The organism is Chryseobacterium sp. CH21, from assembly GCF_004119445.1.
In the GTDB taxonomy this organism is placed as follows: Bacteria; Bacteroidota; Bacteroidia; order Flavobacteriales; family Weeksellaceae; genus Chryseobacterium.
The window spans coordinates 91,770-118,456 of sequence record NZ_QICI01000045.1 but is presented as its reverse complement, the minus strand read 5'-3'; the positions used below and the strand labels follow the sequence as shown (position 1 = coordinate 118,456).

Sequence of the window (26,687 nt, the reverse complement as noted above, 5' to 3'; positions counted from 1 at the left end):
AAACGGAATTGAAGTAATGCTCTACATGACAATGATTGCTTCTATGCTGCTCTTGATTTACAAAAAAGTAAACAATTTAGGATATAAAACAGCTAAAAGACGCATCGCTATGGAACTTCGGGATATGATTACCGCAATTTTAATAATATTTGCGGGGGGTGATCCTGCAAAAGTCTTCAAAACTTAAAACATAAAAAATGGTCGGAAATTTCTTCCGACCATGACTAGCTTAATAGCTGCTTTTTTTATTAATCCATGGGAACACAATAGCATCGGCCATCAATAATAACCTGATAATATCCGATAGCGCATTCCAGGCAGATTTCTCCTCCTGCTACGATGGTTTTCAATTTTTCTTTGTTTAGTTTTTTCATAATAATGATTTAAAGTGTTTGTAATCAAATATAAAGAAATAAATAAAAAGCTACAGAAAAATTAATGATCATAAAAAAGCCCTGTTATTTGATAACAAGGCTTGTATATTTTTTAAGAGAAATTATCTTATAAATTAGGTTTCCAGTCAACGACTGCTCTGATGAATGCCTCAGCATTTTCAACAGGAACGTTAGGTAGAATTCCGTGACCTAAATTAGCAATATATCTGTCTTTTCCGAAACGGTTGATCATCTCATTCACCATTTTCTTGATCGTCTCAGGTGTTGAATGAAGTCTTGCAGGATCAAAGTTACCTTGCAGAGTCATCGTATGGTTCGTTAAAGTTCTTGCGAATTCAGGTTTAATCGTCCAGTCTACACCCAAAGCAGAAGCTTTAGACATCGTCATATCTTCCAGTGCAAACCAGCATCCTTTTCCGAATACTACAACATGAGTGAGCGGGCTTAATGCCTCTACAATCTGATTGATGTACTGCCATGAGAATTCCTGATAATCTGTAGGAGAAAGCATTCCTCCCCAAGAATCGAAAACCTGTACTGCAGAAACTCCTTTTTCTACTTTTCTCTTTAAATAAGCTATAGTAGTATCAGTAATTTTTTGTAATAATAAATGTGCTGCTTCAGGCTGTTGGAAACAGAAAGATTTTGCAATATCAAAAGCTTTACTTCCTTTTCCTTCTACACAGTAGCAAAGAATAGTCCATGGAGAACCGGCAAAACCGATCAATGGAATATCATTGTCCAGTTTCTGAAGTGTAAGCTCAATAGCATCAAAAACGTAGCCTAAAGTATCATTCACATCCGGAGTTTCAATATTCTGAACCTGTTCCATTGTTCTGATAGGGGTGTCTAACCAAGGTCCAACAGATTCTTTCATTTTGAAATCAATTCCCATGGCCTGTGGAACTACCAGGATATCAGAAAACAGAATCGCTGCATCCAAAGGAAATCTGCGGATAGGCTGCATGGTAATCTCAGCAGCAAGCTCAGGGGTCTGACATCTTGTAAAGAAATCATACTGATCTCTTAAAGCAATGAATTCCGGCAGATATCTTCCAGCCTGCCTCATCATCCAGACAGGAGGTCTTTCAACGGTTTCTCCGCGAAGTGCTTTTAAATATAGGTCGTTTTTAATCATAATCTATTTAAACTAATATTACCAGTAATATTCTGGTAACAGATATTCTAAATTCTACTTCTGATCTCCCTTCTGATCAGTTCAAAGATAGAAGTCAGCGTATTTTCTTCAGAAGTAAAAATGTCTTCCTGAGTATAATTTCTCAACTCTCCGGAAGTAGTTTCGCCAATTGAAAAAAGCTTCATACCTGCCAGAGAATTTCGCCTTGCAAAACTACGAACTCCGCTCGGACTAAAAAATACTGCAGCATGATATTTTTCATTTATTATAGGATGAGTTTCCTCAGTGTTATATATCGTAACTTTTTTGTACTTAATGTTTTGTAAAGGAAGCTCCTTATCCAGGACATTGATGGCGAGATTACCACAGAAATGAAGAAACTGTTCGTGCTGGCATTTTCCGATAATAAATCTGGAAAGGGTTTCTGCATTTTTCAGTACTTTAAAAGTTCCGAAGCCATGCTTTCTCAGTTCTCTCTTCGTTTTTTCACCTACGCAATAGATCTTGTTGTAATTTTTGGCCGTAAAATTTTCATTGGGCTTAAACCTGTTTTTGAAAAATGAAATAACTCCATTCGAACTGGTGAAGATCAAAGAATAATTTTTCAGATCAAAAGGGCTGATCATAATAGGTTTGGTCTTAATTACCTCCACACAGTCAACCAAAATATCCTCTCCTAATTCTTTGGATATAATCGTCTGGTCTATATTTTTGGTAAATAAGATTTTCATGTTTTGAAGTTTGAAGCTGGATGATGGAAGTTTTTTAAATCTGACTTTTGATTTCTGCCATTAATTCTTTCCCTCCATTTTCAAGAACAACTTTGGCAAACTTTTCTCCGAAATTCTCACTTGGGGTATATTCAAAGCTTTCATCCACAGCAATACAGTTTTTCCCGTCCAGAGAGCAAAGTGCTGCTTTAAAACGGATCTGATCTCCGATGATTTCAGCAAAAGCTCCGATAGGTGCTGTACAACCTCCTTCTAAAGTGCTCAGGAAGTTTCTCTCAATTTCTACACAGATCTGAGTCTGCTTGTGGTTAATCTGGCTTACAATCTCATTGATCTCCGGTTTGTCGGTATGTCCGGCTACGGAAATTACCCCTTGAGATGGTGCGCAAATCATTAATGGAAGCATTTCATAATCAATTTCCATTTTCATTCTTTTGATTCCCGCCAAAGATAAAATGGTGGCATCAAAATCTCCGTCTTCCAGTTTTTGAAGCCTTGTCTGAATATTTCCACGGATATCCGAAAAATCGGTATTCGGATAATTTCTCAGCCAGAAAGCTCTTCTTCTCAAACTGCTGGTAGCAAGTTTGAGCTCATGGAATTCTTTATTCCTTGCAGATTCTTTTCTGATCAGAATGTCCTGTGGATAATCTCTTTCCAGGTAAGCGATCATCTCAATATTTTGAGGCAATTGAGTAGGAACATCTTTTAAAGAATGTACGGCAATATCAATCTCATCATTCAGTAGGGCAATATCAAGGTCTCTTGTGAAAACCCCAGTAATTCCCAGAGAATAGAGTGGCTGATTAAGGTTCTTATCGCCAGAAGAAACGATAGGAACAATTTCCGTTAAATAATTTTTGTTCTGAAGGTGCCTCGCAACCTCTCTAGCCTGCCAAAGTGCAAGTGCGGAATTTCTCGTTCCGATTCTAATGCTTTTCATTGAATTCGTTGTTTGGTTGTTCAACTAATATTTCGTGCATTAATTTACTAATTTCTTCGGCTTTTAAAGGGTTGTCAATGATATATTTTGCAAAACGGTTGGTGATTTTCTGGATCATTTTGTCAGAAAGTTCCATGTCCGTGATGTTTATGTATTTATTCTTTCTATAAAAATTATGCATTTCATTGCGTTCCATATTCTTTAAAACTGCTTTGAAATGATGAATATTGGGTGCCAGTTTTCTCTTTTTCTCCCATTCAATAAATTCTTTCATCAGTTCCTTGATGATTTTTTCAGCTTTTGGAATTTCTCTTTCACGCTGTTGAATCGTTTCCTGGATCTGTTTTGAAAGCTCATCCACATCAATCAATGTTACATTTTCATTTTCGGTAACATTTTTTTCAACATTGTGCGGGATGGAAAGGTCGATAATCAGAGTTTCTTTTCCGTTCGGGAAATGGGACTGGTTGACAATAGGATGTTTGGCTCCTGTTGCCACAATAAGAATATCTGTGTTTTTTAATTCCTTGTCAAAATCAGAATAATCAACATGAGGAATATTATATTTCTGGGAAATCTTTTCAGCTTTCTCCTGAGTTCTGTTGGCAATTTTGATTTTTGGCTGATAGACGTGTTTTACCAGATTTTCAACAGTATTCTGTCCAATCTCACCTACCCCCAAAAGAAGAATGTTTTTCTCAGCAATTCTTTTCTGGCTGTTTAAAATATAATGAACCGCCGCATAAGAAACAGAAGCTGCTCCATTGGAAATACCGGTTTCATTTTTTATTCTTTTCGAAATCTGGATCGCTGCATTGATGGCTCTTTCCAGATATGGATTAGAATTTTGTCTCTCTTTTTTGAAACGGCTGTATGCTTTTTTGATCTGACCGATAATTTCAAAATCTCCGATAATCTGACTTTCAAGACCAGCCGCTACTCTGAAAAGATGGATAAGAGCCTCCTCTTTAGTTAAGATATTGGCAAACTGAAGGAAATCCGTAAGATGTACTCCAATGGTTTTACAATACTCTTCAGCCACTAAAAGATAATTGGGAGAAGTGGTATAAATTTCGGTCCTGTTACAGGTAGAAACTACAAATGCATCACCCAGGTCTTCGTTATGGACTCTGGATACAAAGTTTTTAATGTTTTCATCAAAGAATGCAAACTTTCCTCTCGTTTCTACATCGGCTTTCTCGTAGCTTATGGAAAGCACGGCAAAATTCGACGTTTGATGGATGTTGGAATACTGTAACATAAGCAGTCGCAAATTTACGCTTTTTTTAATTAACCATTCTCAGATACTGTATATGATAATTATCGTAAAAAACTATAAGAGGGAAGCAAAGACGTATGGCCGAAATTCAAAATGTAAAATGGTAAAATAAATTACTTTTTAAATTCAATTCGAAATATTTTGCGAGTTTGATTTTGTGCTTATCCCTACTTTTTAAGCTTGAATTTCTCAACTTTTTTTAGCCTTTTTAGCCTTTTGAAACTCCGCTTTTTAGCCCTTTTGATGCCCCATTAATTTTAGTTGAAATCAAACTCTGTAAATGTCTAAACCAAAAGTTAATAAAGAATTATAAATTTTAATAAAATTTTAACCAAATTAAGTTGGTGGGAAATTTCTTTAGTAGTGTTAAATTTATATCTTTGTAAACTTAAAATCAGAAGAAAAATATGAGTTTATTTGATATGTTTACGCAAGAAATTGCGATAGACCTTGGAACTGCTAATACCCTAATCATCCATAATAATAAAATTGTTATTGATCAACCTTCAATTGTTGCAATTGAACGTTCATCGGGTAAGCCGATTGCCGTCGGAGAGCAGGCCAAGCATATGCAGGGTAAAACTCACGAGGATATCAAGACAATCCGTCCTTTGAAAGATGGGGTTATTGCTGATTTCCACGCTTCTGAGCACATGATTAAGGAATTCATCAAGAAAATTCCTGGAATCAAAGGTAAATTCATTCAACCGGCATTACGAATTGTAATCTGTATCCCTTCTGGTATTACTGAAGTTGAAAAAAGAGCGGTAAGAGACTCTGCTCAGAAAGTAAATGCAAAAGAAGTAAGATTGATCTACGAACCAATGGCTGCTGCAATTGGGGTAGGGATAGACGTACAGAAGCCTGAAGGAAATATGATCATCGACATAGGTGGTGGTACTACGGAAATTGCTGTAGTTGCTTTAGGAGGTATCGTATGTGATAAATCTGTGAAGATTGCCGGAGACGTATTTACCAATGATATTGCTTATTACTTAAGAACTCACCATAATCTTTATATCGGAGAAAGAACAGCTGAAAGAATCAAAATTGAAGTAGGTTCTGCAGTAGAAGATCTTGATGTAGATATCGAGGATATCCCGGTACAAGGTAGAGACCTTATTACAGGGAAGCCTAAAGAAATTATGGTTGGATACAAAGAGATCGCACGAGCATTAGACAAATCGATTATCAGAATTGAGGATGCCGTAATGGAAACATTATCTCTTACACCACCGGAATTGGCAGCGGATATTTATAAAACAGGTATTTATCTTGCCGGAGGAGGAGCGTTATTAAGAGGTCTTGCGGACAGAATTCACAAAAAAACAGGTCTTCCTGTATTTGTGGCTGAAGATCCGTTGAGAGCTGTAGTTCGTGGGACAGGTATTGCTCTTAAGAATATGGATAAGTTCAATTTCTTAATTAAATAATTTTAACTTTTTACGACTTTATATCTGAATGGGATTTTTGCTGAGATTATTTTCGAAGAATACTCTTTTCGTCTTCTTTATATTCCTGCAAATTATTGCTCTGGTTTTGATATTCTCCAGAAATGCCATGCAGAAATCCTGGATAGCGGGGCAGACGGCTGCTTTTAATTCCTGGGTTTCCGGATATATTGATGAAGGAGTTTCTTATCTGAAGCTAAAACAGATCAACGAAGATCTTGTAGTTCAGAATAAAGCCCTTATGACTGAACTCTACGGAAAAGACGGAGCAAAAAATCCTGTTTTCAAAAGAGTTCATGATACCATTGGTGGAGGGCAGATCTATACTTTTGTTGATGGAGAAATTGTTTTCAACAGTATCAATAGAAGAAATAACTATTTTACAATCAACCGTGGGCGTAGAGACGGAGTTTTTCCTCAAATGGGGGTAATGGCGCCAAGAGGTATTGCGGGAATTGTAATCAATTCTACAGACAGTTATGCATTAGTTCAGTCAGTCTTAAGTGTAAACAAGATCAGAATTAATGCAGCACTCAAAAACTCAGGATATTTTGGTACTTTAACATGGAATGGAGATAACTCCAGAGTGATGCATCTTGCAGACATTCCAAAATATGTCGCACTGAAAGTAGGAGATTCGGTTGTTACTGACGGTAAATCCGCCATCTTTCCTAAAGGTGTTACCATTGGTACTATTGCCGGATATTCTGTAGATAATAAAACCGGCTTCTGGGATATTTCCGTAGAGCTGAGTGAAAAAATGGGAGCGTTGAATAAAGTGTATGTAGTGAAGAATCTTAAGAAAGCAGAAGTGCAGAAGATTCAGGACACTATGCAGGCTGTAATAAAAAAAGAAAATGATTAGCAGGACTTTATTTACCGATATATTGATCATGATTTTTCTTGTGGCATTACAGATATTTGTTTTGAACAGGATTACGCTTTTCGGGAAATATACTCCGGTATTATATCCTGTATTTGTCATGTTCTATCCATTTTTTAGAAATAAATTTCAGTTTCTGGCATTGAGTTTTCTAATAGGACTTTCTATTGATGGTTTCCTCTATTCGTGGGGGATCAATGCATTTGCCACAACGTTGATTGCTTATTTCAGAACGTTGATCTTCAGGACTTCCACAGATACGTCTACAGACTTTTTCTCTTTTCAGTCCCTTCAATGGGCGCAGTTTTTGCTGTTTTTATTTTCAAGTATTTTCCTGCATCAGCTTTTAGTACAGTATATCGAATTCTTTAAGTTTAGCAGGTTTTTTGAAATATTATTTAATGTGTTGGTAACAAGTGTAATTTCATTTATCTTTATAGTCATCTACGCATTAATATTTAAAATCAAACAAAAAGTTTGAACACACGTTATTTTAAAATTTTTTCCATCCTCGTTACCATCGCCCTTATTTTTGTGGCGAGGCTTGCTTATTTGCAATTGTTTACAGACCGCTACGCCTTAAATGCTGCCAATACCTCCATCAAAACAGAATACATTATTCCGCAGCGTGGAGTGATATTTGACCGCAACGGTAAAATCATGGTAGGAAACCAGCCTGCATATGAAGTTTCTTTTACACAGGCTTTGATGCGCCCTGATTTTGATACGCTGGGATTCTGTAATTTGATGAAGATCACCAAGGCTGATTTTATCAAAAGAATTGAGGTTATTAAAAAGGAGAAGTATTATTCTAAACTTACTCCCATGACATTCTTGAAGGATCTGAGCAGAGAAGACATTGCAAGAGTTCAGGAAATTATTTTTAAATACCCCGCTTTTAATATTGTACAAAGACCTCAACGTCAATATGAAGTTTCCACTTCAGGTAACCTTCTTGGGTATACCAGCGAAGTAAATGAGCGTGAAATTAAAAAAGACTCTACGTACTACTTACCGGGAGATTTTATCGGGAAAACCGGAGTTGAAAAGTCCTATGAAAAAGAACTTCGTGGAATAAAAGGAGTGAAATACATTCAAAAAGATATCAGACTCCGAAATATTGGTTCCTACAAAAACGGATCTTTGGATAAGGATGTGATTACAGGTAAAGATATTACCTTAACCATTGATTATGATCTTCAGAGAACGGCAGAGGAAATGATGATCAATAAACATGGTGCTATTGTTGCCTTAGATCCTAATAATGGAGAAGTATTAGTTGCAGCAACAGGACCGGACATTGATCCGAACCTTTTTACCGGACCTTATAAATCAAAAAACTTATACGCTCTTTCAAAAGATACTCTTTACGAGAATAAACCTACTTTTGACCGTTCTTTACAGGCAGGATATCCCCCGGGATCAACTTTTAAACTATTAACAGCCCTGGCAGCAATGCAGATGGGAGTAATGGATGAAAAGACTATTTTTCCTTGTGGAGGTGGATTTTTCTATAAAGGGAAAAGAATTAAAGGCCATGGTGGAGCAGATCCGCTTATTCCTTCCATTCAGGTTTCCAGTAACTGTTTTTTCACCTATGCATTTATAGCTATTATCAAAAAATATCCGGGAAATCCTTCAAAAGGTGTTGATGAATGGAAGAAGATCATGAGCAGCTTTGGTGTAGGGGAATTTCTGAATAATGACTTTGCTGTAGGGGCGAAAGGAAGAATCCCTTCAGGAGATTTTTACGAAAAAAGATTTAAAGCCATCATGAAAGCCAGTGGTTCTCAAAGAACTGATTTTAAAAACTGGGATGAAATGTCCACCGGTGCTATTTACAATGGGATGGGGCAGGGAGATGTTTTGGTAACGCCTATTCAATTGGCGAATTATGTAGGGGCTATTGCTAACAGAGGATGGTACTACACCCCTCACATTGTAAAAGCGATTGACGGAAAACCCAATCCTGATCCTAGATTTAAAGTTAAACATAAGACTTTGGTCGATCCAAAACATTTCGAACCAGTTCTGAAAGGGATGGAAGCCGTGGTTTTGAGAGGAACAGCAAGAGGTTTGAAATCCAATGATTTTACACAATTAGCGAAAACAGGTACAGCACAGGTTCCACAAGGGAAGGATAACTCTATCTTTGTATTAATTGCTCCCGCTGATAAACCAAAAATTGTTGTCGTTGCTGTAATGGAGCATGCCGGATTCGGAGCTACATGGGCAGGGCCGGCTTGTACAGTAATTGCTGAAAAATATATTACAGGTGATTTGAAAAGAGAAAATCTTTACAAAAAATGATCACTTCGAGTTTCATGCCTGAATACAAAAGACAATGGATTGCAGATTTAAAACGCAAAGGATTATATATTGATCCTAAACCTGATTCAATTAAACAAAAAAGAATAAAGGATAGTCTGGAGCTGGTAAAGCAGCAAAAAGCGAAACTGCAAAAGAAGATAGAAGAGGAAACTAAAAAAAATAATACTGCTAAAAAACCTGTAAAGCAATGAAATGGACAGAAGGAATAGATAAACTGGGCCTTGGGCTGTACTTCCTGCTTTGCATTTTTGCGATTGCAAATATCTACAGTGTTGACCAGAAGTTAGGTGAGAAACAGTTAATCTTTTTCTGTATCTCTTTATTCGTTGGACTTATCATCTTCTTTAGTAGAAGTAAGTTTTTTGAGAATATGGCGGGTATCATTTATATTGGCGGTGTTTTGCTGTTGATAGGACTTTTCCCGTTTGGTAAAGAAATCCTTGGGCAAAAGAACTGGTATAAATTTGGAAGTTTTACCATGCAGCCTGTGGAGTTTGCAAAGATTGGTACAGCATTGATGCTGGCGAATTATGTTTCCGGGCCAGATTTTAATCTTAAAAATAAAAAGTCTCTATGGACGACTTTAGCCATTATTGGTATTCCGGCAGCAGTGGTTCTTGCCATTCCGGATGTAGGTTCCATGCTTGTATTTATTGCATTCTTCATTGCGTTATATAGAGAAGGGCTTAGTGGTCTTTTATTTACTGTTGGTTTTATTTTTGCCGGAGTTTTTCTTGTTTCGTTGGCAATTCCTCCTGTTTATGTGGCAGTAGCTGTTTTAATCATTGCCGGAGTTTTGATTGCTATGAACTATCATAGAATGTCCTGGGATGTGATTACAATTTCAGGAATTTCAGGATCTATTTTGTTGTTGTGCGGACTGGCTTTCGGGTCTCCTTATATTTTAGAAAAATTGCCTAAACACCAGAGAGAAAGAATTGAGGTTCTTTATAAAGGTGAAAAAGCATTCAGAGATACTTCGGGTTACAACTTGTTATATTCCAAAACAGCTATCGGATCCGGAGGAGTCTGGGGGAAAGGGTACCGCGAGGGATCAGTTACCCAAGGGAAATTCGTGCCGGAGCAGGAAACCGACTATATCTTTTGTACCGTAGGAGAAGAATGGGGCTTTGTAGGAAGTGCAGTTCTTATCCTGTGCTACATGATTTATATCGGAAGAATATATTATCTGGCAGAACAGCAGAAATCTACTTTTAACCGCGTATTCGGATATTGCTTTGCGTCGATTCTGCTGATGCACTTTTCGATCAATTTAGGGATGGTTATGGGGCTTTTCCCGACCGTTGGGATTCCGCTTCCGTATTTCAGTTATGGAGGAAGTTCTTTATTGGCCTTCTCGATGATGACTTTTATTTTCTTTAAACTTAATTATTCAGATAAGAATAGCTTAGTGTAAAAGAGGAGGGTTAGAAGCTGGATGATGGAGGCTTGACCAATTTGCAAAATCCACGCAAGAAAAAATCAATTTCATCAATATAATTTTTATGAAACAATCCTATTTCTCAGACGAAAACTTTGAGAACAAAGATTTCACGCAATATCCTTTTGAAAAGTGTGAGTACGAAAACTGTATCTTCAGAAACTGTAATTTCGAATATGCAAATCTATCTGGTTTCATCTTTACAGACTGCGAATTCATCGAATGCAACCTCAGCATGGCAAAGCTTGTAAAGACGGCGTTTCATGATGTAATTTTCAAAGAATGCAAAATGTTTGGACTTCAGTTTAATGACTGTAATCCATTCGGCCTTTCGTTCAAGTTTGAAGGAAGTGCTTTAAATAATTCAGTTTTTTATAAGACCTCCATTAAGAAAACAGTTTTCAAGAATTCTAAATTAATTGAAGTAGACTTTGCTGAATGTGATTTATCAAATGCAGTCTTTAGCAACTGTGATCTGTCGGGCACTGTTTTCGATAGTACAAACCTCGAAAAGGCAGATTTCCGAACTTCGGTTAATTATTCAATAGATCCGGCTTTAAATAAGCTTAAAAAGGCCAGATTTTCACTTTCCGAAATCTATGGACTCTTGTATAAACTGGATATTGACATTGATAAAAACAGCTGATCTCTCCGGCTATTTAATGATCATGTATAAAAATACAGATATTGAATCAATAGGAGCGGGTTTTAACCCGCTTTTTCTTTAAATATATTTCCCATTGGCTTCAGCCGAAACTTAATTTAAATAGTACACATAAAAAAGCCATCAGAATTCTGATGGCTTCATTATTTAAATCAATTATTTATAAAATTAAAAATTTGCGGGTGTAGGAACAGTAGCGGCTGCTAAGTTATTGTAAGCTTCTCCTTCTTCGTTGATCACTCTTTTTGCGAATCTGAATTTAGGCCCCCAATAAGAATCATTCAGTGAAGAAATCATTACTCCTTTTGATGTTGCTGCGTGGATAAATTTAATCTCTCCCTCTTCAGTAACACTTTCTACAATACCTACGTGAGAAATTCTTCTTCCATGAGAAAAGAAGATTAAGTCTCCTTTCTGTAGATCTCCTTTTTCAATTCTTTCACCTTCCTGAGCCTGAGAAGCTGCTACTCTTGGTAAGCTAAGCCCTGCTGCTGCCCCGAATACAGAAAGAACAAAAGCTGAACAATCTATACCGTTTCTGGTTGTCCCTCCGTATCTGTAAGGAGTCCCAAGGTATGTTTCAGCTTCTTCAAGGATACCGTCAATGGTTTTATTATGTTTGATTACTTTCGCAATCTCAGAATTTTTAATTGCTTTTTTAGCACTAGCGATAGATGCAGCCTTTTCAGCCAGGAAAGAGTCGATAAGTTTTTGCTTATCCTGCTCCATTTTTTTGTTATCTATAGAAGCTAGTTTGGCATCTGTTTTGTATTCTTTTGTGTAAGTTGCTGGTTTTGAAACCACATAATTTGTAGCACACGATTGCAATGATACTGTAGTAACTAAAGCAACTAAATAAAACAAAACTCTTTTCTTCATATATATTTGATTATCCGTGTTAAAAAGGAATATTTATTTTCAAAAGCATTACAAAAGTAGAGATTCCAAGCAAAAGAGACCTGTTATGATAATTGTCAGGTTCTTACTTTAACACATTTTAACATATTATTTACATATGTTAAAGAAAAATAAACCGCAACAGCCTATTTTTGGTAAGTGTGCGGTTTTTTTATTAAGATTCTTTAACAAACTTATTTCAGTTTATCCTGAATCAGTACTCTTTTTAAATTTTTAAGTCTAAAAAAGACCTTATAATTTTTGTTAATAAATAGGTGATTATAAGCCTATTTCGGGACTTTAATTCTAATATTCTGCCCATCACGGATTTCTTCTGATGCATTCTTAACGATCACATCGCCAGGAGATACCGGGCCTATAATTGTGGTAGTCTCGCCATTGGCAATCCCTGATGTCACAGGAACCCAATGAGCCGTATTTTTTCAATTTTAATGACGAATACTCCAAGAGTAGAATTAAGCACTGCAGAAGTAGGGACAGACAATGATTTACTGTTTTCGCTTAAAGGAAGAATAACGTTGGCTACCATTCCTGGAAGAAGTCTTTTGTCTTTGTTATAAACATCCATTTCTACCCATTGAGAGCGTAATTTGTTGTCTAAAGCTCCTGCGAATCTTGATACTTTTGCTGTGAAAGTTTCACCAGGAATAGACTGAATAGAGAATTTAATATCTCCGTTTTTATTCAATAATCCGGTATAAGATTCCGGAACATTTACAACCAGACGAAGTCTATCTTGTTGTACAAGACTGAACATCGGAAGATCAGACCCTTTTCCTGAAGGTCCTACATAAGCACCTGCGCTTACATTTCTGATGGCGATATTTCCACTGAAAGGAGCTCTGATCTGCAAATAGTTTTTAACATCTGCTACTTCACGATAGGATGCTTTTGCCGCTTCCAGTTGAGCAAGGTCAGATTTTTGTGCTGCTAAAGCCTGCTCCAGATCAAGTGCTGAAATGGTTCCGGGGGTTTTGCTTGTTTCCTTTAGCCGATTATATTTCGCTTTACTCGCAATATAAAGGGCTTCTTTTGATTTTAAAGCTGATGAGGCAGCGCTTTGCTGAGAATTGATCTCCGGAGCTTCTAAGGTGGCTAATAACTGACCTGCTTTTACTTCGTTTCCAACATCCACGTACAATTTTTTAACAAAACTGCTTACCTTGGCATAAACATCCACTTTCTGGTAAGGCTGTAATTCTCCCGGAATAACAGTGGATGAAGAAAAGTCTTCCTGTTTAGGATTTACGGTTTCAATTTCCGGAGATGATGATTCAGCAGGCTTTTTAGCTTCCTTCTTTTCCTCATGACCACAGCTTTGAAGGCTGAAAATCAATACTGCCGGAATTAAATATTTATATAATTTGTTCATCTTTTATTTTTAATAGCTTAATGTTATTTTACAATTTCAGGAATAAAATGAATGCTTTCTTCATCTTCAGGATCAAGCGAAACACTTTGAGTAGTAGCTTTCCCTTGTCCCCATGCAAATGCAAGCGGAAGGATGAAAAGGGCAGCGAATGTAGAGGCTATCAAACCTCCGATTACCGCTCTTCCCAATGGTGAAACCTGATCTCCGGCTTCTCCAAGTCCTAATGCCATAGGTATCATACCTACAACCATTGCCAATGCGGTCATTACAATAGGTCTTAACCTCAACGCTGCGGCTTCTCTGGCAGAAAGTAAGGCATTTCCATTATGCTTTCTTAATTGTTCCGCATTAGTAATCAACAGGACAGCGTTTGAAATGGAAACTCCAACAGACATGATGATTCCCATGTAAGATTGAAGGTTAAGTGTGGATCCACTGATCATTAATAATGCTAAAGATCCTACCAAAACCGCCGGTGCAGTCACCAATACAACGCCTGAAACTTTGAAAGACTGGAAATTGGCAGCAAGCATTAAGAATATGACAACAATAGCAATGATCAGACTGTATTGTAAGCTGCTTAATGTTTCATTTAAGGTTTGGCTTAAACCAATTAATTGGAGATTGAGCCCTCTCGGAAGTTCTCCGATATGATCAATTACTTTTTGAACATCCTTTGAAGCGGTTCCTAAATCGGTATGATTAAGATTGGCGGTAACAGTAAGGGTTGGCATTGCGCCAAGGTTATCGGTTTCTCCATACGTGAAGCTGTTTTTAATGGTAGCCACATCGCCCAGATTCGGTCTGTTGGCATTTTTCTGCAATGGAATTCCCGCAATTTCTTCTTTGCTGTTCATTTTATTTTCAGGAATCTGAACCTGAACATTATAGCTGTAACCTGCTTTTTCATCTGTCCAGATATTTTTTTCTGTAAATCTTGATGATGAAGTGGATGCTACCAATGAACGCGAAACGTCTGACATATCAATACCCAGCTGAGCGGCACGAATACGGTCAACATTGATGTCAAGCGCAGGGTATTTTATAGACTGACCTATCTGAACATCTCTTAAATAGGGAATCTTTTTAAGTTCGGCTTCTATTTTTTTAGCATAAGCTTCGTTCACACTTTTATCTCTTCCGGATAATCTTACTTCAATGGGAGTAGGAGATCCCTGGCTAAGAATTTTTTCCGTTAATTCAATAGGTTCAAAAGATAATTTCATATCAGGATTAATGCTTTTTGCCTTATCTCTTATCTTGTCTTTCAAATCATCCATATTGGTGTGATAGTCTTCATTTAGACCAACCTGTAAAACAGTTTCGTGAGAACCTGCCATCCAAAGATAAATCGGGCTTACCGAGAAAAGAGTAGGGTGTGTTCCTACATATGCAGAGGTAATTGAAACATTGTCTTTCCCAACAATTTCTTTGATTCCGTCCAATAACTTTAAGGTTTGAAGTTCATTCTTTTCAATCCTTGTTCCGTCAGGAATTCTTGTTCTAACCTGAAATTGATTCCCGTTTACCTGTGGTAAAACATCTCTTCCGATACTGTTCAGGAATAAAGCAACCATGGCCATCATCAGTATAATATAGGAAGAAACCAGGATTTTTCTGTAGGGCATTATTCTGTCTAAAAATTTTAGATAGCGGAACCTGATTTTTTCAAACAAGCTTACTTTTCCGTCGCGGTTGCTGTCTTCGTTTTGCAGCAATATTTCTTTCTGACTCCATGTATCACTTTCATCGCTTAATCCTGCTCTTTGAAGTTCTTCAGAATCTGATAGGATATGACCGTCTTTTGCCTTGTGGTGTTTCACTTTCATAATCCAGTTTGCCATTACAGGAACAAAAGTCTGTGCAAGGAAATAGGAAACAATCATACTGAATCCGATGGCCAGTGCAAGAGGTAGGAACAGGGATCCCGGAATTCCTTCCATGGTAAATGCAGGTGCAAAAACAGCCAGAATACAGAATAGAATTAACAGTTTCGGAAAGGCAATTTCTTTACAGGCATCCCAGACGGCAAGAGATTTGGGTTTTCCCATGTCGAGATGTTGGTGAATATTTTCTATGGTAACGGTACTTTCATCCACGAGAATTCCAATGGCGAGGGCAAGCCCGCTCAATGTCATGATATTAATGGTCTGGCCGAAAAGATTTAAAAATAAAACAGCAGAAATAATAGAGGTAGGAATGGTAAGGATTACAATCAAAGCTCCTCTGATATCACCGAGGAATAAAATAACCATCAATCCGGTGAGTACAGCTCCGATAGTTCCTTCACTCAGTAAACTCTTTACGGAATTGATTACATAGGTAGATTGGTCGAATTCAAAGCTGACTTTCACGTCATCCGGAAGGTTAGACTGAATTTGTGGTAATTGTTTCTTTAAATTCTGAACAACATCCCATGTGGAAGCATCGGCACTTTTAGCAATACTAAGATATACAGAACGGCGGCCGTTTACCAGTGCATAACCGGAGGTCATATCCGCTCCGTCGGTCACAGTGGCGACATCCCTTAAATAAAGATTCTGAACACTGCCTTTGTATAAAGGAATATTCTCAAAATCTTTTACGTTTTTAATCATCGTATTGGTGGGAGTAATATAATATTTGTCTCCAATCCTCACATTTCCGGAAGGTGCAGTCTGGTTGTTCAAACGCAGTGCCTCTACAAGCTGATCAGGCGTCATATTGTGCTGCCGGAGCAAATCTGGATTGGCATTGATAACTACTGTACGGATATTTCCCCCAAACGGAGGAGATGAAACAATCCCCGGAATTGAAGTAAATGTCGAACGGACATAAACGTTGGCTAGATCGAGCAGTTCATTGTTTGATCTTTTATCACTGCTTAATACAAGCTGTCCCACCGGAAGGGTAGAAGCATCAAAACGAATGATAAAAGGAGGGTTGGATCCAGGAGGAAAAGCTGCCTGAATTCTGGTGGAAAATGAGTTTAATTCTGCTGCGGCCTGAGCCATATTGGTTCCGGGATAGAAATTAATTTTCATTAATGTCAGTCCCTGAATATTTTTGGTTTCAATACTTTTAATCCCATTCACAAACAGGAAAATATTAATGTATTGTTTGGCGAAAAATGCTTCCATCTGCTGTGGGGTATACCCGCTGAAAGGGTGCGAAACATAGATCACCGGTAAATCCAGTTTTGGAAAGATATCGACTTTAATAGAGTTCATAGACCGGATTCCGAAGAAAAACAGCCCAGCGACAATCACTAAAATCGTAATGGGTTTTCTTAATGCAAATCTTATTAAGTTCATTGAGATACTATTGATTATAATTGATATTTATCTTACAGTTCGTTTTCAAATACAGAGAAATCGCCCATTGCAGCTGCTTTTAATAATAAAGCATTCCAAACGTTGCTTATGGCAATGTCTCTGTCGGTTTCGGCTCTTACCAAAGCATAAATAGCTTGAGATAAATCAACCAGATCTGTCAATCCGTTTTTGTATAAAACTGATCTTTGGATGTAAGCATCATTGGCAGACTTGAGCTGAACAGGAACCTGATCATAAATCAGGATTGCATTTTTCCATTTATTATCAGATAAATCCAACTGGGCTTTTAACTGTTGCTCTGCAAGATCATATTCATGCTTTAAACCTTGGCTTACATAATCCTGAGCACTAATTTTCTTTGAGAGTCTGTATGTTTGTGTAAAATTCCATGAAACACCAATTCCAAGAAGATAGTTGCTTCTTGTAGGATGAATTCCGTCCCAGTAAGAGGAGGAATAATCGTTCTGATTTTGGGCATAATTGTTTCCAAATCCTGAACCTCTTGACTGAATAATACCTACCATTGAAAATGATGGATAATATTGTGTTCTAAGGAACTGCTTTTCCTGCTCGCTGACATCAATCCTGCTTTTATATAAGGCCAATAATGGATGGCTTTCCAAAGAAGAACTCTTTTCTGTAGGGAAATCTGTCGGAATTCTTTTCAGTAAAGTGCTGTCCAGTACAAATTCCTGAGCAGGAATTCCCAATAGCTGGGCAAGCTTGTTTTCCTGTTCCTGTTCGTTGTCCTTTGCTTTGGTGTAAGTAATCATTGCATTGGCGTAATCTGCTTTTGCAAGAGATAAATCAACACCGGGAACGATGCCGTTTCTTTCTTTAACCTCAACAATTCTTCTGATCGTATCTGTTCTTCCCAGATTTTGGGCGTAAGAAATTTTTAATTTTTGTGCGGCTAGCACATTCAGATAAGCAGCGGTTACTTTTACTTTGTGCTGAAAGATTTCATCAGATAAGTCTTTGGTATCTCTCTGGTTTTTAAATTCAGCAACTTTCACTCTTTGCTTGGCTTTTCCAAAAGAGAAAAACTCCCAGTTGACATTAGCCAGATACAAAGCTCCGAAAGAAGCATTCCAGTTCTGATCAGGGAGAGGAAGTCCGGATGAAGAAACTCCGTATCCTCCGAAACCATACAAAGGACCGTTTTGTCCGTTGACGGTTCCGTAATCCTGTTGAATACTGATGTTAAGATTAGGCAGGTATTGCCGTTTTGCCAATTCTATCGATTCCTTCGATGATAGCCGATAAGATTCTTTGGCTTTGATGGATCCGTAATTTTGAACAGCTGTTTCCAACGCAGATTGAAGGGTGAGAATCTGCTGTGCTTTTGTTGTGTTCGTAAAAAAGACGGATAATAATGCGAGAATAAAAACTCTTGAAAGCATCTAACGTATTTTTCTTTTTTCAAAGTAAAAAATACATTTTGAAGCAAATTTGAAGTTATTAAAAATAATTAAAACGGAGGTTATTTAGCAAAATTTACCATCTGTTCTACGGGCTCAAAAGCTATTGTGTTTTCGGTCAATATTTTTTCAGAAATGGAAGATTCGTGCATGTGGGTATTGTCAAAATAAATGGTAATGCTGTGCCATCCCTCTGTAAAATCATAATGAACAGTAAAGGCATTGACCTCACAAATTTGTTTCACAATAGAAAGCCCAAGTCCGATACTTTCCTGAGACTGGTTGCTTTTTTTGAATCGTTTGAATAACTCCTCTGTCGGAACATGGGGAGGAAGCCCGGTATTGTTGATCTGGAAATAAGTTTGTGTTAAGTTGATTTCAATTTTTCCTCCTTCAAGATTATGGCGGATCGCATTTGAAAGGAGATTGCTCAGTAAAATTTCTGCTAATGTAGGATGGATTTTGACGAAAACACTTTTCTCGCAATTCCTATTTAATGTAATGTTTTTAAGGGCAAGATGATCGGCGTACATGCATAGAGCTTCTCTTTCCACACGGCAGAATTTCAATTCTTCATTGGTAGGAAATTCGTTGTTGTTCAGTCTGGTTAAGAGAATTAATGAGCGGTTTATTCTGCTTAATTTATCAATGGAATTTTGAATATCTGTTAACAGAATAGCTTGGTTTTCATTGATCTCTGTTTCTGCAAGCAGTTCTGTTTTACTTTGAATAATGGCTAAGGGAGTCTGAACTTCATGAGAAGCATTTTCGGAAAATTCTTTTACAGAAGCATAATCTTCCAATGCTTTATCTGTCATAGTTTTCAGAAATTCATTGAGCTTTTTAAACTCTTTGGTACTTGTCTCTGAAAGCTGTAGTCTTTCCTTTTTCTGAATGCTGAATTGCTGGAGCTCATTAATGGCGTGATGAAAAGGTTTTAATATGAATTTAGATAAAATTCTTGCTGTAATAAAAACGATGAGTGTAATTAGTAATAATTTCCAGAAAAGGGCAACCAGCATTCCGCTCATGATCTGCTGTGTGGCAGAAACGTAGCCGTATGAAGAAATTTTATAAATTTTGTCATCAATTTTTGTGTAGGAATTAACCTGAATTTTACATTCATTATTGGAAACACCTTTGTTCTCCAGGCAGGTATGAATAACTTCCGGTTCTGCGGGAATATTTTTTTTAGTCTGTAAACTTATGGAAATTGGAAGTCCCTGAGATGTTTTTGAAGGATCTTCTCCTTGTTTTATTTGATTAATAACGAAGGTGTTGACATGCTTAAGTCGTTCTATTTCAACATTGTCCAGGCGCTTTTTTATGCTGGTGTATGAAATGTACATGCTTACGGGGGTAACGAGTAGTATAATGGCAATAAACCAGACAGATATTTTATTCAATAAATTCATGAACCGCTATATTTTAAAGCATTAAACTTGTAACCCAATCCGTAAATGGTTTCAATGTAGTCGTTGCCACGTGCTGCTCCGATCTTTTTTCTAAGGTTTTTAACGTGCTGATAAACAAAGTCAAAATTAGCTAAATTATCGGTATAATCTCCCCAAAGATGATTGGCAATAGACTGCTTAGATAATACACGGTTTTTGTTCACCAGAAAATAAAGCAGCAATTCAAATTCTTTTTGGGTAATTTCCAGTCTTGTTGTGTGAATGATAACTTCGTAAGTGTCTGTATTTAATGCAATTTCATTGAATTTAACTTCGCTGTAACCATCCATTTTTTTTCTGCGGTATACAGCTCTTAATCTGGCGTGTAACTCCGGTAAATGAAAAGGTTTTGTGATGTAATCGTCGGCACCTTTTTCCAGTCCGTTGATTTTGTCGTCCAATGCGTTTTTAGCGGAAATAATAAGAATTCCGCTGTTGATTTTTTCGGTTTTAATATAATTTAAAATGTTTAATCCGTTTCCGTCAGGCAGCATAATATCCAGTAAAATGCAGTCATACGAATTGAAGCTGAGTCTTTCCAGAGCTTCGTGGTAATGATAGGCACATTCGCAGATATAGCTTTCACCTTCAAGGTAATATTTCATACTTTGGGCAAGCTCATTGTTGTCTTCTATGATCAGGATTTTCATAATGAAAGCAAAAGTAGAATTAAATTCTGTATCAAATTTGAAGTTATAGAAGTCTTTGTCTATTAGTGTTTTAGGTTAAATAAAAAATTCCCCGGTTGTACGGGGAATTTAAACTAATATGGAACTTTACAGGACGTTATTTTGTAAACAACATTTCTCTGTATTTTGTCATCGGCCAAAGCTCATCGTCAACCATCATTTCCAATGCATCAGAAGCTTCTCTGATGGGGTCAAATAATGGTTTTACTTTGTTGCAATAGCTTTCTGCCTGTTTTTGGCTGTCTGATGTATTTTTTGCAATTTCTCTGGCTTTCAGAAGATCTTCAACACCAAGTTTAATTTTAGAAACATTTTCAGAAATGCTTGTAATTAAACTCATTTGTTCTTTTGCTAAAGCTTTGAATTCTTTATCACCAAAGATTTCTTTAAGACCTTTTACGTTTTCAATTAATCTATTCTGATAGTTCAAAGCAGAAGGAATGATGTGGTTTCTTGCGATATCACCTAACACTCTTGATTCAATATCAATAACAGTAGAATATTTCTCTAATTTGATTTCGTTTCTTGCTTCAACTTCTCTATGGTTGAAAATTCCCATCTCTTCATATAGATCTAAGAATTTCTTGTCCATTTCCTGTTTCAACGCTTCAGGAGTAGTTTTAAGGTTGTTCAATCCTCTTTTCTTAGCTTCTTTTGCCCAGTCATCAGAATATCCGTCTCCTTCAAACATAATGTTTTTACACTGCTTGATGTATTCTCTCAATACATTGAAGATCGCTTCGTCCTTCTTAAGTCCAGTTTCAATTAAAGCATCTACTTCTTTCTTGAAATCATTAAGCTGTTTTGCAGCAATAGTGTTCATTACCGTCATAGACTCTGCACAGTTTGCAGAAGAACCTACCGCTCTGATTTCAAATTTATTTCCTGTAAATGCAAATGGAGAAGTTCTGTTTCTATCAGTATTGTCTAATAAAATTTCAGGAATTTTTCCAACTACATTTAATTTTAATTCTGTTTTCTCTTCCGGAGATAATTTTCCGTTCGTTACTTTTTCAAGTTCTTCTAAAACACTGAAAAGCTGGCTTCCGATGAATACGGAAATAATTGCCGGTGGAGCTTCATTGGCACCAAGTCTGTGGTCATTGCTTGCAGAAGCGATACTTGCTCTTAAAAGGTCTGCATATTCGTGAACCGCTTTAATCGTGTTAACAAAGAATGTTAAGAACTGTAAGTTTTTCTTCGGGTTTTTTCCTGGGCTTAAAAGGTTTTCACCAGTATCTGTTGCTAAAGACCAGTTATTGTGTTTTCCGCTTCCGTTTACTCCTGCGAATGGTTTTTCGTGGAAAAGAATGTGGAAGTGGTGCTTGTGAGCTACTCTTGCCATGATGTCCATCAACAAAGAGTTGTGGTCTACAGCAACGTTCACTTCTTCAAACATTGGAGCAAGCTCGAACTGGTTTGGAGCAACCTCATTATGTCTTGTTGTTGCAGGAATTCCCAATTTCATACATTCGATTTCCAACTCTTTCATGAAGTTCATTACTCTGGTAGGAATAGAACCGAAATAGTGGTCATCCAACTGCTGCCCTTTTGCCGGAGAATGTCCTAATAATGTCTTCCCTGTTAATACAAGGTCCGGACGTGATTGATATAATGCTGAATCTACAAGGAAATATTCCTGCTCCCAACCCAAAGTAGGAGTTACCTTCGTTACGTTTTTATCAAAATACTGCATTACATTGGTTGCAGCTTCATCTACAGCGCTCAAAGCTCTTAAAAGAGGTGCTTTATAATCAAGCGTTTCTCCTGTATAAGAGATAAAGATAGAAGGAATACATAGTGTAGTTCCCATAATGAATGCCGGAGATGTAGGATCCCAAGCTGTATACCCTCTTGCTTCAAAAGTATTTCTGATACCTCCATTCGGGAAAGACGATGCGTCAGGCTCTTGCTGGATAAGCATGTTTCCGCTGAATCTTTCGATAGCTCTGCCTCCTTCAATCGGAGTGAAGAAAGAATCGTGCTTTTCTGCAGTAGTACCTGTTAAAGGCTGAAACCAGTGCGTGTAGTGCGTTACACCTTTGCTCATTGCCCAGTCTTTCATCGCTACAGCTACCTGATCTGCGATATGTCTCTGGATTTTAGTTCCTTTTTTAATAGCATCCATAATAGAACTGAATGCTTCTTTTGTTAAATATTCTCTCATTGTTTCTTCTGAGAAAACATTTTTGCAGAATAGCTCTGATAATTTCGCAGGGATCTCAACAGAGTTGTCTTTTCTGAAATCCTTAAATGGAAGGGTTTCTAATGCTTTGAATCTTAAGGTTGACATAATTGGGTTGATTTTTACAGCGCAAATTTACAAAAAAAATGAATTGAAAACATTTTAACCCTAAAAATTTTAGGGGTGTTGTTGAAATTTATATAATTTAAACAATTGTTTGGTGTTTTTTAATAGGGGACAGTGTAATCTCTTTTGAAAAAGCTCATGTCCGATAATAAAATTCTAACTTCTTCTATACAAAAGATATTATATTGGCTATCCCTTAGGTACATGAAATATACCCAAAACTTAAATTAATTTTTAAGATTTTTTCTGAAAATAAATAAAAAGATAGGCAGGAAAATAAAAAATGAATAGAGAAAAGGTTTAAAATAATCCATGTCATAAATATCAAATACATAGAATAAAACATGAGTTCCAAAAGTTATGAGAAGATAAGGTATTACTTTTTTAGAAGAAATAACTGTGTTTACAAAGAACATGACCAGCATTTGAAGGAGAATTACCAGAGGAAACTTATCAAATAATCCATAAATTCCTGCAAAAGGAGATATTAAAATTGATTTAATAATTTGGGGAAGGTCTGGTGTTTCATCAAGCTGAAACAAAAAAATAAAGCTCTAATAGGAAAGTATATAAAGATATGACAAATCCATATTTTCCAAAAAAGAGAAATTCTGCTTAATTTATTTTTCATAAGGTTTGATAATTTTTACAATTTCATTATTCACTGTTCCATCTGAATTTAGTTTGCCCTTAAATCCAGACCATTTTGGTTTATGTTTGTATAAATATAACATTAATAATGGTAAATCTATTCTAAATTGTGAATCTGTTACTTTAGCATTAGGAGTAAAATCATCAAATGCCGGAACAATGTCGTTAAACCAACTAATTGCTTGAGCTCCGGTTCCATGCCATCCCCCCAGAGGGTCTTTGTCTGCCATATTCTGAAATCTGGATATAGTTGAAGAACTTGTTTTTCCATAAATAGGTGGGGCAACAACCCCTTGCTCATGTTGGATAAATTCTTTATCCCAGATGTAAGCTGCGTCACCTTTTAAAGGAGTTTTAGCATACTTGCCATACATAAGCTCATGAAATTTGGTGATTGCAAAATCACATATACCTAAATTTAATTCATTTAGAATAGTTTCAACATCATTTGCTAAAAAACTATTTCCTCCTTCCAGTGAGTTTGATAATGCTTTTACTAATCCTTTAGCTCCTTTGCACCACTTTACATCATGCCCGAAACGATTTTTAATATTCCAGTCTACTCCCTCATAAAAATCATAAATTTGTTTGAAAGGAGCAAGTCTTCCTGGTATTTTGTGCTCAATAATATAAGAATAGGCTCTTCTCCAGGTGTCATTATTTTCTGCCCTGTCTTTTGTCAGCCATGAACCATCCTGTCCTTTCCAGTCTTCTATTTTTATAGCTCTGTTTCGTAAAGCAAGTTTGTATGTTTCATAATCAGGAAATTCTCCTCCAATATATTTTTCTACAGAATTTTTGTTGGTGAGGAAATCATACATCAATTGAGGAAAATTATTGCCAACATAATTTTTGGGAAGAAGTATTTTAATTTTACCTCCATCAATATTAATATATTTTGAATGATGTATGGTAGAATCAAAATATTTTATTTTAGAAGATCCTTCTACAATTTCTATAACAAGTGGATTGATGTTTTGCTCCACATCTTTTACTCCTGCATAATTGAAAAGAATATTGATTACCGGGAATATTTTTCCTACAACAAAAACCCTTTCTTTTGGGAAAATATCTGTAGAATAATCAGATAACTGAATTGGCTTAATATATTTTCTGTAATAATTGGCATTACGAATCTGAAAAAGAGTTTTGACCGTATTAAGTTCTGTTTTATTGAGAAAAAAAACATCTGCTTCCTCTTCCCTGTTTTTTAATGTTAATATTTCCTGTTGCGTAAGATTTGAAATTTTCATAGAAGGATATTGGGTCTGTAATCCTAATCTTTTTGGATAGCTCATTTGTATATGTTTTAATATGATTATGACAAACTTAGCCTTAGCAGACGCCAAATCTCGACGTATTAAAACAAATATTCATCAGTCTGAAGAATATGTTTTTAAGCTACTTATTAAAAGACAGTTAAAATAAAATGGGTAAAGATTTTGTATATTTGTGTGAAATTTATTTTATGACAAATTCTAGAGCAAGAGAAACCACAGAGGCTATTGAAAGACTATACATCTCTATGAGACACCTATTTTATAGAGGATTTTTCAAGCCAGGCGGAGTTTCAGGAGAGAGTATCAGAAGTTTGTTGAAAACCATCAATCCGGAAATCTACGGAACCATGAATATTCCAAGCAAATTGGAACTTGACGGTTTGATGTATGTTTTAGACAGGCTTCCGGAAGGGATTGAGGAATGTGCTTTTATTCATCTTACATCTGATGAAGGGTTTGATAAAGGAAGTTTCGAACCTATTGTACCCAAGAAAAGAAGAAGAAACTGTTATAGAATAGACGAACACCAGATGAATATTGAGGTTCTTTTGGGCCGTTCCGAAATTTATGACATTCTTACCCACCTTACTTTCCTGTTTATAGAAGCTGATAAAATCCGTAACCTGGCATTCATCCAGGACGAAAATTGGAAACCAACACGTGCTTTCAAAATTATTGAAGAAGTAGTGAAAGGTGAAAAGAAATTCAGCAGAAAAGAAAAAGAGGTGGCACTTATTCATCTTTCTTCTTTAATAGGAAGATCTTTTGATGAAACTTTAAGAGCTTACAATACATTTGGTGATGATCATAATCCTGACCGTTTATTCAAAATCATTTACAATTTAGGAAAAGTAAGTCTTGATGATGCAAAAGGAAGCAGAGAAAGAGAAATTCATTTCAGTTCTATATTAAAAGAAAGGGTAGGTCATCATTATTTTGGTGAAAAATGGGCCAACAAAGTGAAAGATGTTTTATTTGAAAACAATCTCCACATGCGTCCGTTACATATTATTTCTGCCAATATGCACTCAGTGAAAAATATGCTGTATGCTAATAATGCCCTTAAAAAGAAACAGCATCATGAAGTGGATTATAAACTATACGAAGAGATCTCTAATAAAAAAGAGCTTCGTGATAAAGTTTCAAAATATGCTTTGGATGAAGGGATGATCCATATTGCAGACAAGAGCGGAAGTAATATCGATGTACAAATCATAGACCTCAGCAAAACAGACCTGAAGAATACACCATTTGCAGACTGCAAGTTCGGAGGAGATGATGTTGTGATGGTGTTTGACTATGCATTTGGAGAGCAGGCTTTCGAAGTAATGGATGAACTGCTTAGACCTTTTGAACATACAGGAGAGATTTACATGATGCATGTGAAATCTGTTTCCATTATGGGGAAAGCAGGTATTCTTACGGGAGAGAAAGGGGATATTATGATTCCTACTTCTCACATCTTTGAAGGTACTGCAGATAATTATCCTTTTGAAAATGCTTTAAAACTGGAAGATTTCAAAGATGATGAATTGAAAGCTTTTGAAGGGCCAATGATTACGGTTTTAGGAACCTCTCTTCAGAATAAAGATATTCTATCATACTTTATGAATACTTCATGGAAGGCCATTGGTCTTGAAATGGAAGGAGCACATTACCAGAAAGCCATTCAGGTAGCTTCTAAGATCAGACATCATATTTCACCGGATCTTTTTGTGATGTATGCTTATTATGCATCAGATAATCCGCTGGAAACAGGAAGTACGTTGTCTTCGGGAGGGCTTGGTCTTACAGGAGTAAAGCCAACATACCTGATCACTTTAAGAATTTTGGAAAAGATTTTAAAGAGTGGTAAGAAAGAAGCTTCTGCTAAAAAATAATGGTAATTTAAAATGATAATATCAGCCTCAGATACTTTTGTATTTGAGGTTTTTTGTAATTAATTAAACACAAATATCACAAATTTATTGGCACAAATTGCACTATTTTATTGTGTTTAAAATAGTGGTTTTCATTGGTGA

General features: G+C 36.5%; 20 protein-coding genes and 2 pseudogenes. 8 read left to right on the top strand and 14 right to left on the bottom strand.

The features are described from left to right. Positions 1 to 187: pseudogene (locus tag BOQ62_RS22430) on the top strand (IS4/IS5 family transposase); the annotation flags it as partial. Between the two features lie 61 nt (positions 188 to 248). Here the strand turns inward: BOQ62_RS22430 and BOQ62_RS08875 are convergent. From BOQ62_RS08875 to hemA, 5 genes are all read right to left on the bottom strand, one after another. After that, a complete protein-coding gene (locus tag BOQ62_RS08875; protein ID WP_105700449.1) occupies positions 249 to 374 on the bottom strand; it encodes a GNAT family acetyltransferase in 126 nt (41 codons plus the stop codon). Between the two features lie 127 nt (positions 375 to 501). After that, on the bottom strand, positions 502 to 1,533 hold the full coding sequence (gene hemE, locus BOQ62_RS08870; protein ID WP_129038761.1) for a uroporphyrinogen decarboxylase: 1,032 nt from the start codon (positions 1,531 to 1,533) through the stop codon (positions 502 to 504). Positions 1,534 to 1,580: 47 nt separating this feature from the next. Then, positions 1,581 to 2,264, bottom strand: a complete 684-nt coding sequence (locus BOQ62_RS08865) for a uroporphyrinogen-III synthase (RefSeq protein ID WP_129038759.1) — start codon at positions 2,262 to 2,264, stop codon at positions 1,581 to 1,583. 34 nt (positions 2,265 to 2,298) lie between these two features. Beyond that, the gene (gene hemC, locus BOQ62_RS08860; protein ID WP_129038757.1) at positions 2,299 to 3,207 is read right to left on the bottom strand and encodes a hydroxymethylbilane synthase; all 909 of its coding nucleotides are present in this window, start codon (positions 3,205 to 3,207) and stop codon (positions 2,299 to 2,301) included. Beyond that, a complete protein-coding gene (gene hemA / locus BOQ62_RS08855) occupies positions 3,194 to 4,468 on the bottom strand; it encodes a glutamyl-tRNA reductase (RefSeq protein ID WP_105700452.1) in 1,275 nt (424 codons plus the stop codon). Before hemA ends, hemC begins: the two co-directional genes overlap by 14 nt. 425 nt (positions 4,469 to 4,893) lie before the next feature. Between hemA and BOQ62_RS08850 the strand changes: the two genes are divergently transcribed. The 6 genes and pseudogenes from BOQ62_RS08850 (at position 4,894) to BOQ62_RS08825 (ending at position 11,238) form a co-directional block, all read left to right on the top strand. Then, the gene (locus tag BOQ62_RS08850; protein ID WP_002982450.1) at positions 4,894 to 5,919 is read left to right on the top strand and encodes a rod shape-determining protein; all 1,026 of its coding nucleotides are present in this window, start codon (positions 4,894 to 4,896) and stop codon (positions 5,917 to 5,919) included. Between the two features lie 28 nt (positions 5,920 to 5,947). Then, the gene (gene mreC, locus BOQ62_RS08845) at positions 5,948 to 6,802 is read left to right on the top strand and encodes a rod shape-determining protein MreC (protein ID WP_129038755.1); all 855 of its coding nucleotides are present in this window, start codon (positions 5,948 to 5,950) and stop codon (positions 6,800 to 6,802) included. Continuing rightward, a complete protein-coding gene (locus BOQ62_RS08840) occupies positions 6,795 to 7,301 on the top strand; it encodes a hypothetical protein (RefSeq protein ID WP_002982456.1) in 507 nt (168 codons plus the stop codon). Before mreC ends, BOQ62_RS08840 begins: the two co-directional genes overlap by 8 nt. Next, positions 7,298 to 9,342 (top strand): annotated as a pseudogene (locus tag BOQ62_RS08835) (peptidoglycan D,D-transpeptidase FtsI family protein). Before BOQ62_RS08840 ends, BOQ62_RS08835 begins: the two are co-directional and overlap by 4 nt. Beyond that, positions 9,339 to 10,568, top strand: a complete 1,230-nt coding sequence (rodA, locus tag BOQ62_RS08830; protein ID WP_129038753.1) for a rod shape-determining protein RodA — start codon at positions 9,339 to 9,341, stop codon at positions 10,566 to 10,568. Before BOQ62_RS08835 ends, rodA begins: the two are co-directional and overlap by 4 nt. 88 nt (positions 10,569 to 10,656) lie before the next feature. Further along, entirely contained in the window at positions 10,657 to 11,238 is a 582-nt protein-coding gene (locus BOQ62_RS08825) for a pentapeptide repeat-containing protein (RefSeq protein ID WP_129038751.1), read from the top strand. Positions 11,239 to 11,424: 186 nt separating this feature from the next. On the opposite strand, the gene BOQ62_RS08820 is transcribed toward BOQ62_RS08825, so the two are convergent. The 9 genes from BOQ62_RS08820 to BOQ62_RS08785 form a co-directional block, all read right to left on the bottom strand. After that, positions 11,425 to 12,135: a C40 family peptidase gene (locus BOQ62_RS08820; RefSeq protein WP_129038749.1), complete on the bottom strand. Its 711-nt coding sequence runs from the start codon at positions 12,133 to 12,135 to the stop codon at positions 11,425 to 11,427. Positions 12,136 to 12,440: 305 nt separating this feature from the next. Next, entirely contained in the window at positions 12,441 to 12,572 is a 132-nt protein-coding gene (locus BOQ62_RS23865; protein WP_262708319.1) for a hypothetical protein, read from the bottom strand. Then, positions 12,569 to 13,546 carry an efflux RND transporter periplasmic adaptor subunit gene (locus tag BOQ62_RS08815; RefSeq protein WP_228413853.1) on the bottom strand — a complete coding sequence of 326 codons (978 nt, stop codon included), beginning with the start codon at positions 13,544 to 13,546 and terminating at the stop codon, positions 12,569 to 12,571. The genes BOQ62_RS23865 and BOQ62_RS08815 overlap by 4 nt, the downstream gene beginning before the upstream one ends. Before the next feature lie 23 nt (positions 13,547 to 13,569). Beyond that, on the bottom strand, positions 13,570 to 16,839 hold the full coding sequence (locus BOQ62_RS08810; RefSeq protein ID WP_129038748.1) for an efflux RND transporter permease subunit: 3,270 nt from the start codon (positions 16,837 to 16,839) through the stop codon (positions 13,570 to 13,572). 32 nt (positions 16,840 to 16,871) lie between these two features. After that, complete coding sequence (locus BOQ62_RS08805; protein WP_129038746.1) at positions 16,872 to 18,263, bottom strand: TolC family protein; 1,392 nt, start codon at positions 18,261 to 18,263, stop codon at positions 16,872 to 16,874. An 80-nt stretch (positions 18,264 to 18,343) separates the two neighbouring features. After that, positions 18,344 to 19,696 (bottom strand): sensor histidine kinase, encoded by a 1,353-nt coding sequence (locus BOQ62_RS08800; protein WP_129038744.1) that lies wholly within the window; start codon positions 19,694 to 19,696, stop codon positions 18,344 to 18,346. Continuing rightward, positions 19,693 to 20,385: a response regulator transcription factor gene (locus tag BOQ62_RS08795; RefSeq protein WP_129038742.1), complete on the bottom strand. Its 693-nt coding sequence runs from the start codon at positions 20,383 to 20,385 to the stop codon at positions 19,693 to 19,695. Before BOQ62_RS08795 ends, BOQ62_RS08800 begins: the two co-directional genes overlap by 4 nt. A gap of 136 nt (positions 20,386 to 20,521) precedes the next feature. After that, positions 20,522 to 22,717, bottom strand: a complete 2,196-nt coding sequence (locus BOQ62_RS08790) for a glutamine synthetase III (RefSeq protein WP_129038740.1) — start codon at positions 22,715 to 22,717, stop codon at positions 20,522 to 20,524. Positions 22,718 to 23,355: 638 nt separating this feature from the next. After that, positions 23,356 to 24,684 carry a hypothetical protein gene (locus tag BOQ62_RS08785; RefSeq protein ID WP_129038739.1) on the bottom strand — a complete coding sequence of 443 codons (1,329 nt, stop codon included), beginning with the start codon at positions 24,682 to 24,684 and terminating at the stop codon, positions 23,356 to 23,358. A 170-nt stretch (positions 24,685 to 24,854) separates the two neighbouring features. On the opposite strand from BOQ62_RS08785, the gene BOQ62_RS08780 reads away from it, so the two are divergent. Next, the gene (locus BOQ62_RS08780; RefSeq protein ID WP_129038737.1) at positions 24,855 to 26,546 is read left to right on the top strand and encodes a DUF6909 family protein; all 1,692 of its coding nucleotides are present in this window, start codon (positions 24,855 to 24,857) and stop codon (positions 26,544 to 26,546) included. Positions 26,547 to 26,687 lie beyond the last annotated feature (141 nt).

Excerpts from the sequence above, each read along its gene's own strand:
- hemA (WP_105700452.1), bottom strand. The coding sequence starts at position 4,468 with ATGTTACAGTATTCCAACATCCATCAAACGTCGAATTTTGCCGTGCTT.
- hemC (WP_129038757.1), bottom strand. The coding sequence starts at position 3,207 with ATGAAAAGCATTAGAATCGGAACGAGAAATTCCGCACTTGCACTTTGG.
- BOQ62_RS08840 (WP_002982456.1), top strand. The coding sequence starts at position 6,795 with ATGATTAGCAGGACTTTATTTACCGATATATTGATCATGATTTTTCTT.
- BOQ62_RS08815 (WP_228413853.1), bottom strand. The coding sequence starts at position 13,546 with ATGAACAAATTATATAAATATTTAATTCCGGCAGTATTGATTTTCAGC.
- BOQ62_RS08790 (WP_129038740.1), bottom strand. The coding sequence starts at position 22,717 with ATGTCAACCTTAAGATTCAAAGCATTAGAAACCCTTCCATTTAAGGAT.
- BOQ62_RS08800 (WP_129038744.1), bottom strand. The coding sequence starts at position 19,696 with ATGAATTTATTGAATAAAATATCTGTCTGGTTTATTGCCATTATACTA.
- BOQ62_RS08795 (WP_129038742.1), bottom strand. The coding sequence starts at position 20,385 with ATGAAAATCCTGATCATAGAAGACAACAATGAGCTTGCCCAAAGTATG.
- BOQ62_RS08780 (WP_129038737.1), top strand. The coding sequence starts at position 24,855 with ATGACAAATTCTAGAGCAAGAGAAACCACAGAGGCTATTGAAAGACTA.
- BOQ62_RS08785 (WP_129038739.1), bottom strand. The coding sequence starts at position 24,684 with ATGAGCTATCCAAAAAGATTAGGATTACAGACCCAATATCCTTCTATG.
- BOQ62_RS08820 (WP_129038749.1), bottom strand. The coding sequence starts at position 12,135 with ATGAAGAAAAGAGTTTTGTTTTATTTAGTTGCTTTAGTTACTACAGTA.
- BOQ62_RS08810 (WP_129038748.1), bottom strand. The coding sequence starts at position 16,839 with ATGAACTTAATAAGATTTGCATTAAGAAAACCCATTACGATTTTAGTG.
- rodA (WP_129038753.1), top strand. The coding sequence starts at position 9,339 with ATGAAATGGACAGAAGGAATAGATAAACTGGGCCTTGGGCTGTACTTC.
- BOQ62_RS08805 (WP_129038746.1), bottom strand. The coding sequence starts at position 18,263 with ATGCTTTCAAGAGTTTTTATTCTCGCATTATTATCCGTCTTTTTTACG.
- BOQ62_RS08875 (WP_105700449.1), bottom strand. The coding sequence starts at position 374 with ATGAAAAAACTAAACAAAGAAAAATTGAAAACCATCGTAGCAGGAGGA.
- BOQ62_RS08865 (WP_129038759.1), bottom strand. The coding sequence starts at position 2,264 with ATGAAAATCTTATTTACCAAAAATATAGACCAGACGATTATATCCAAA.
- BOQ62_RS08850 (WP_002982450.1), top strand. The coding sequence starts at position 4,894 with ATGAGTTTATTTGATATGTTTACGCAAGAAATTGCGATAGACCTTGGA.
- BOQ62_RS08825 (WP_129038751.1), top strand. The coding sequence starts at position 10,657 with ATGAAACAATCCTATTTCTCAGACGAAAACTTTGAGAACAAAGATTTC.
- mreC (WP_129038755.1), top strand. The coding sequence starts at position 5,948 with ATGGGATTTTTGCTGAGATTATTTTCGAAGAATACTCTTTTCGTCTTC.
- hemE (WP_129038761.1), bottom strand. The coding sequence starts at position 1,533 with ATGATTAAAAACGACCTATATTTAAAAGCACTTCGCGGAGAAACCGTT.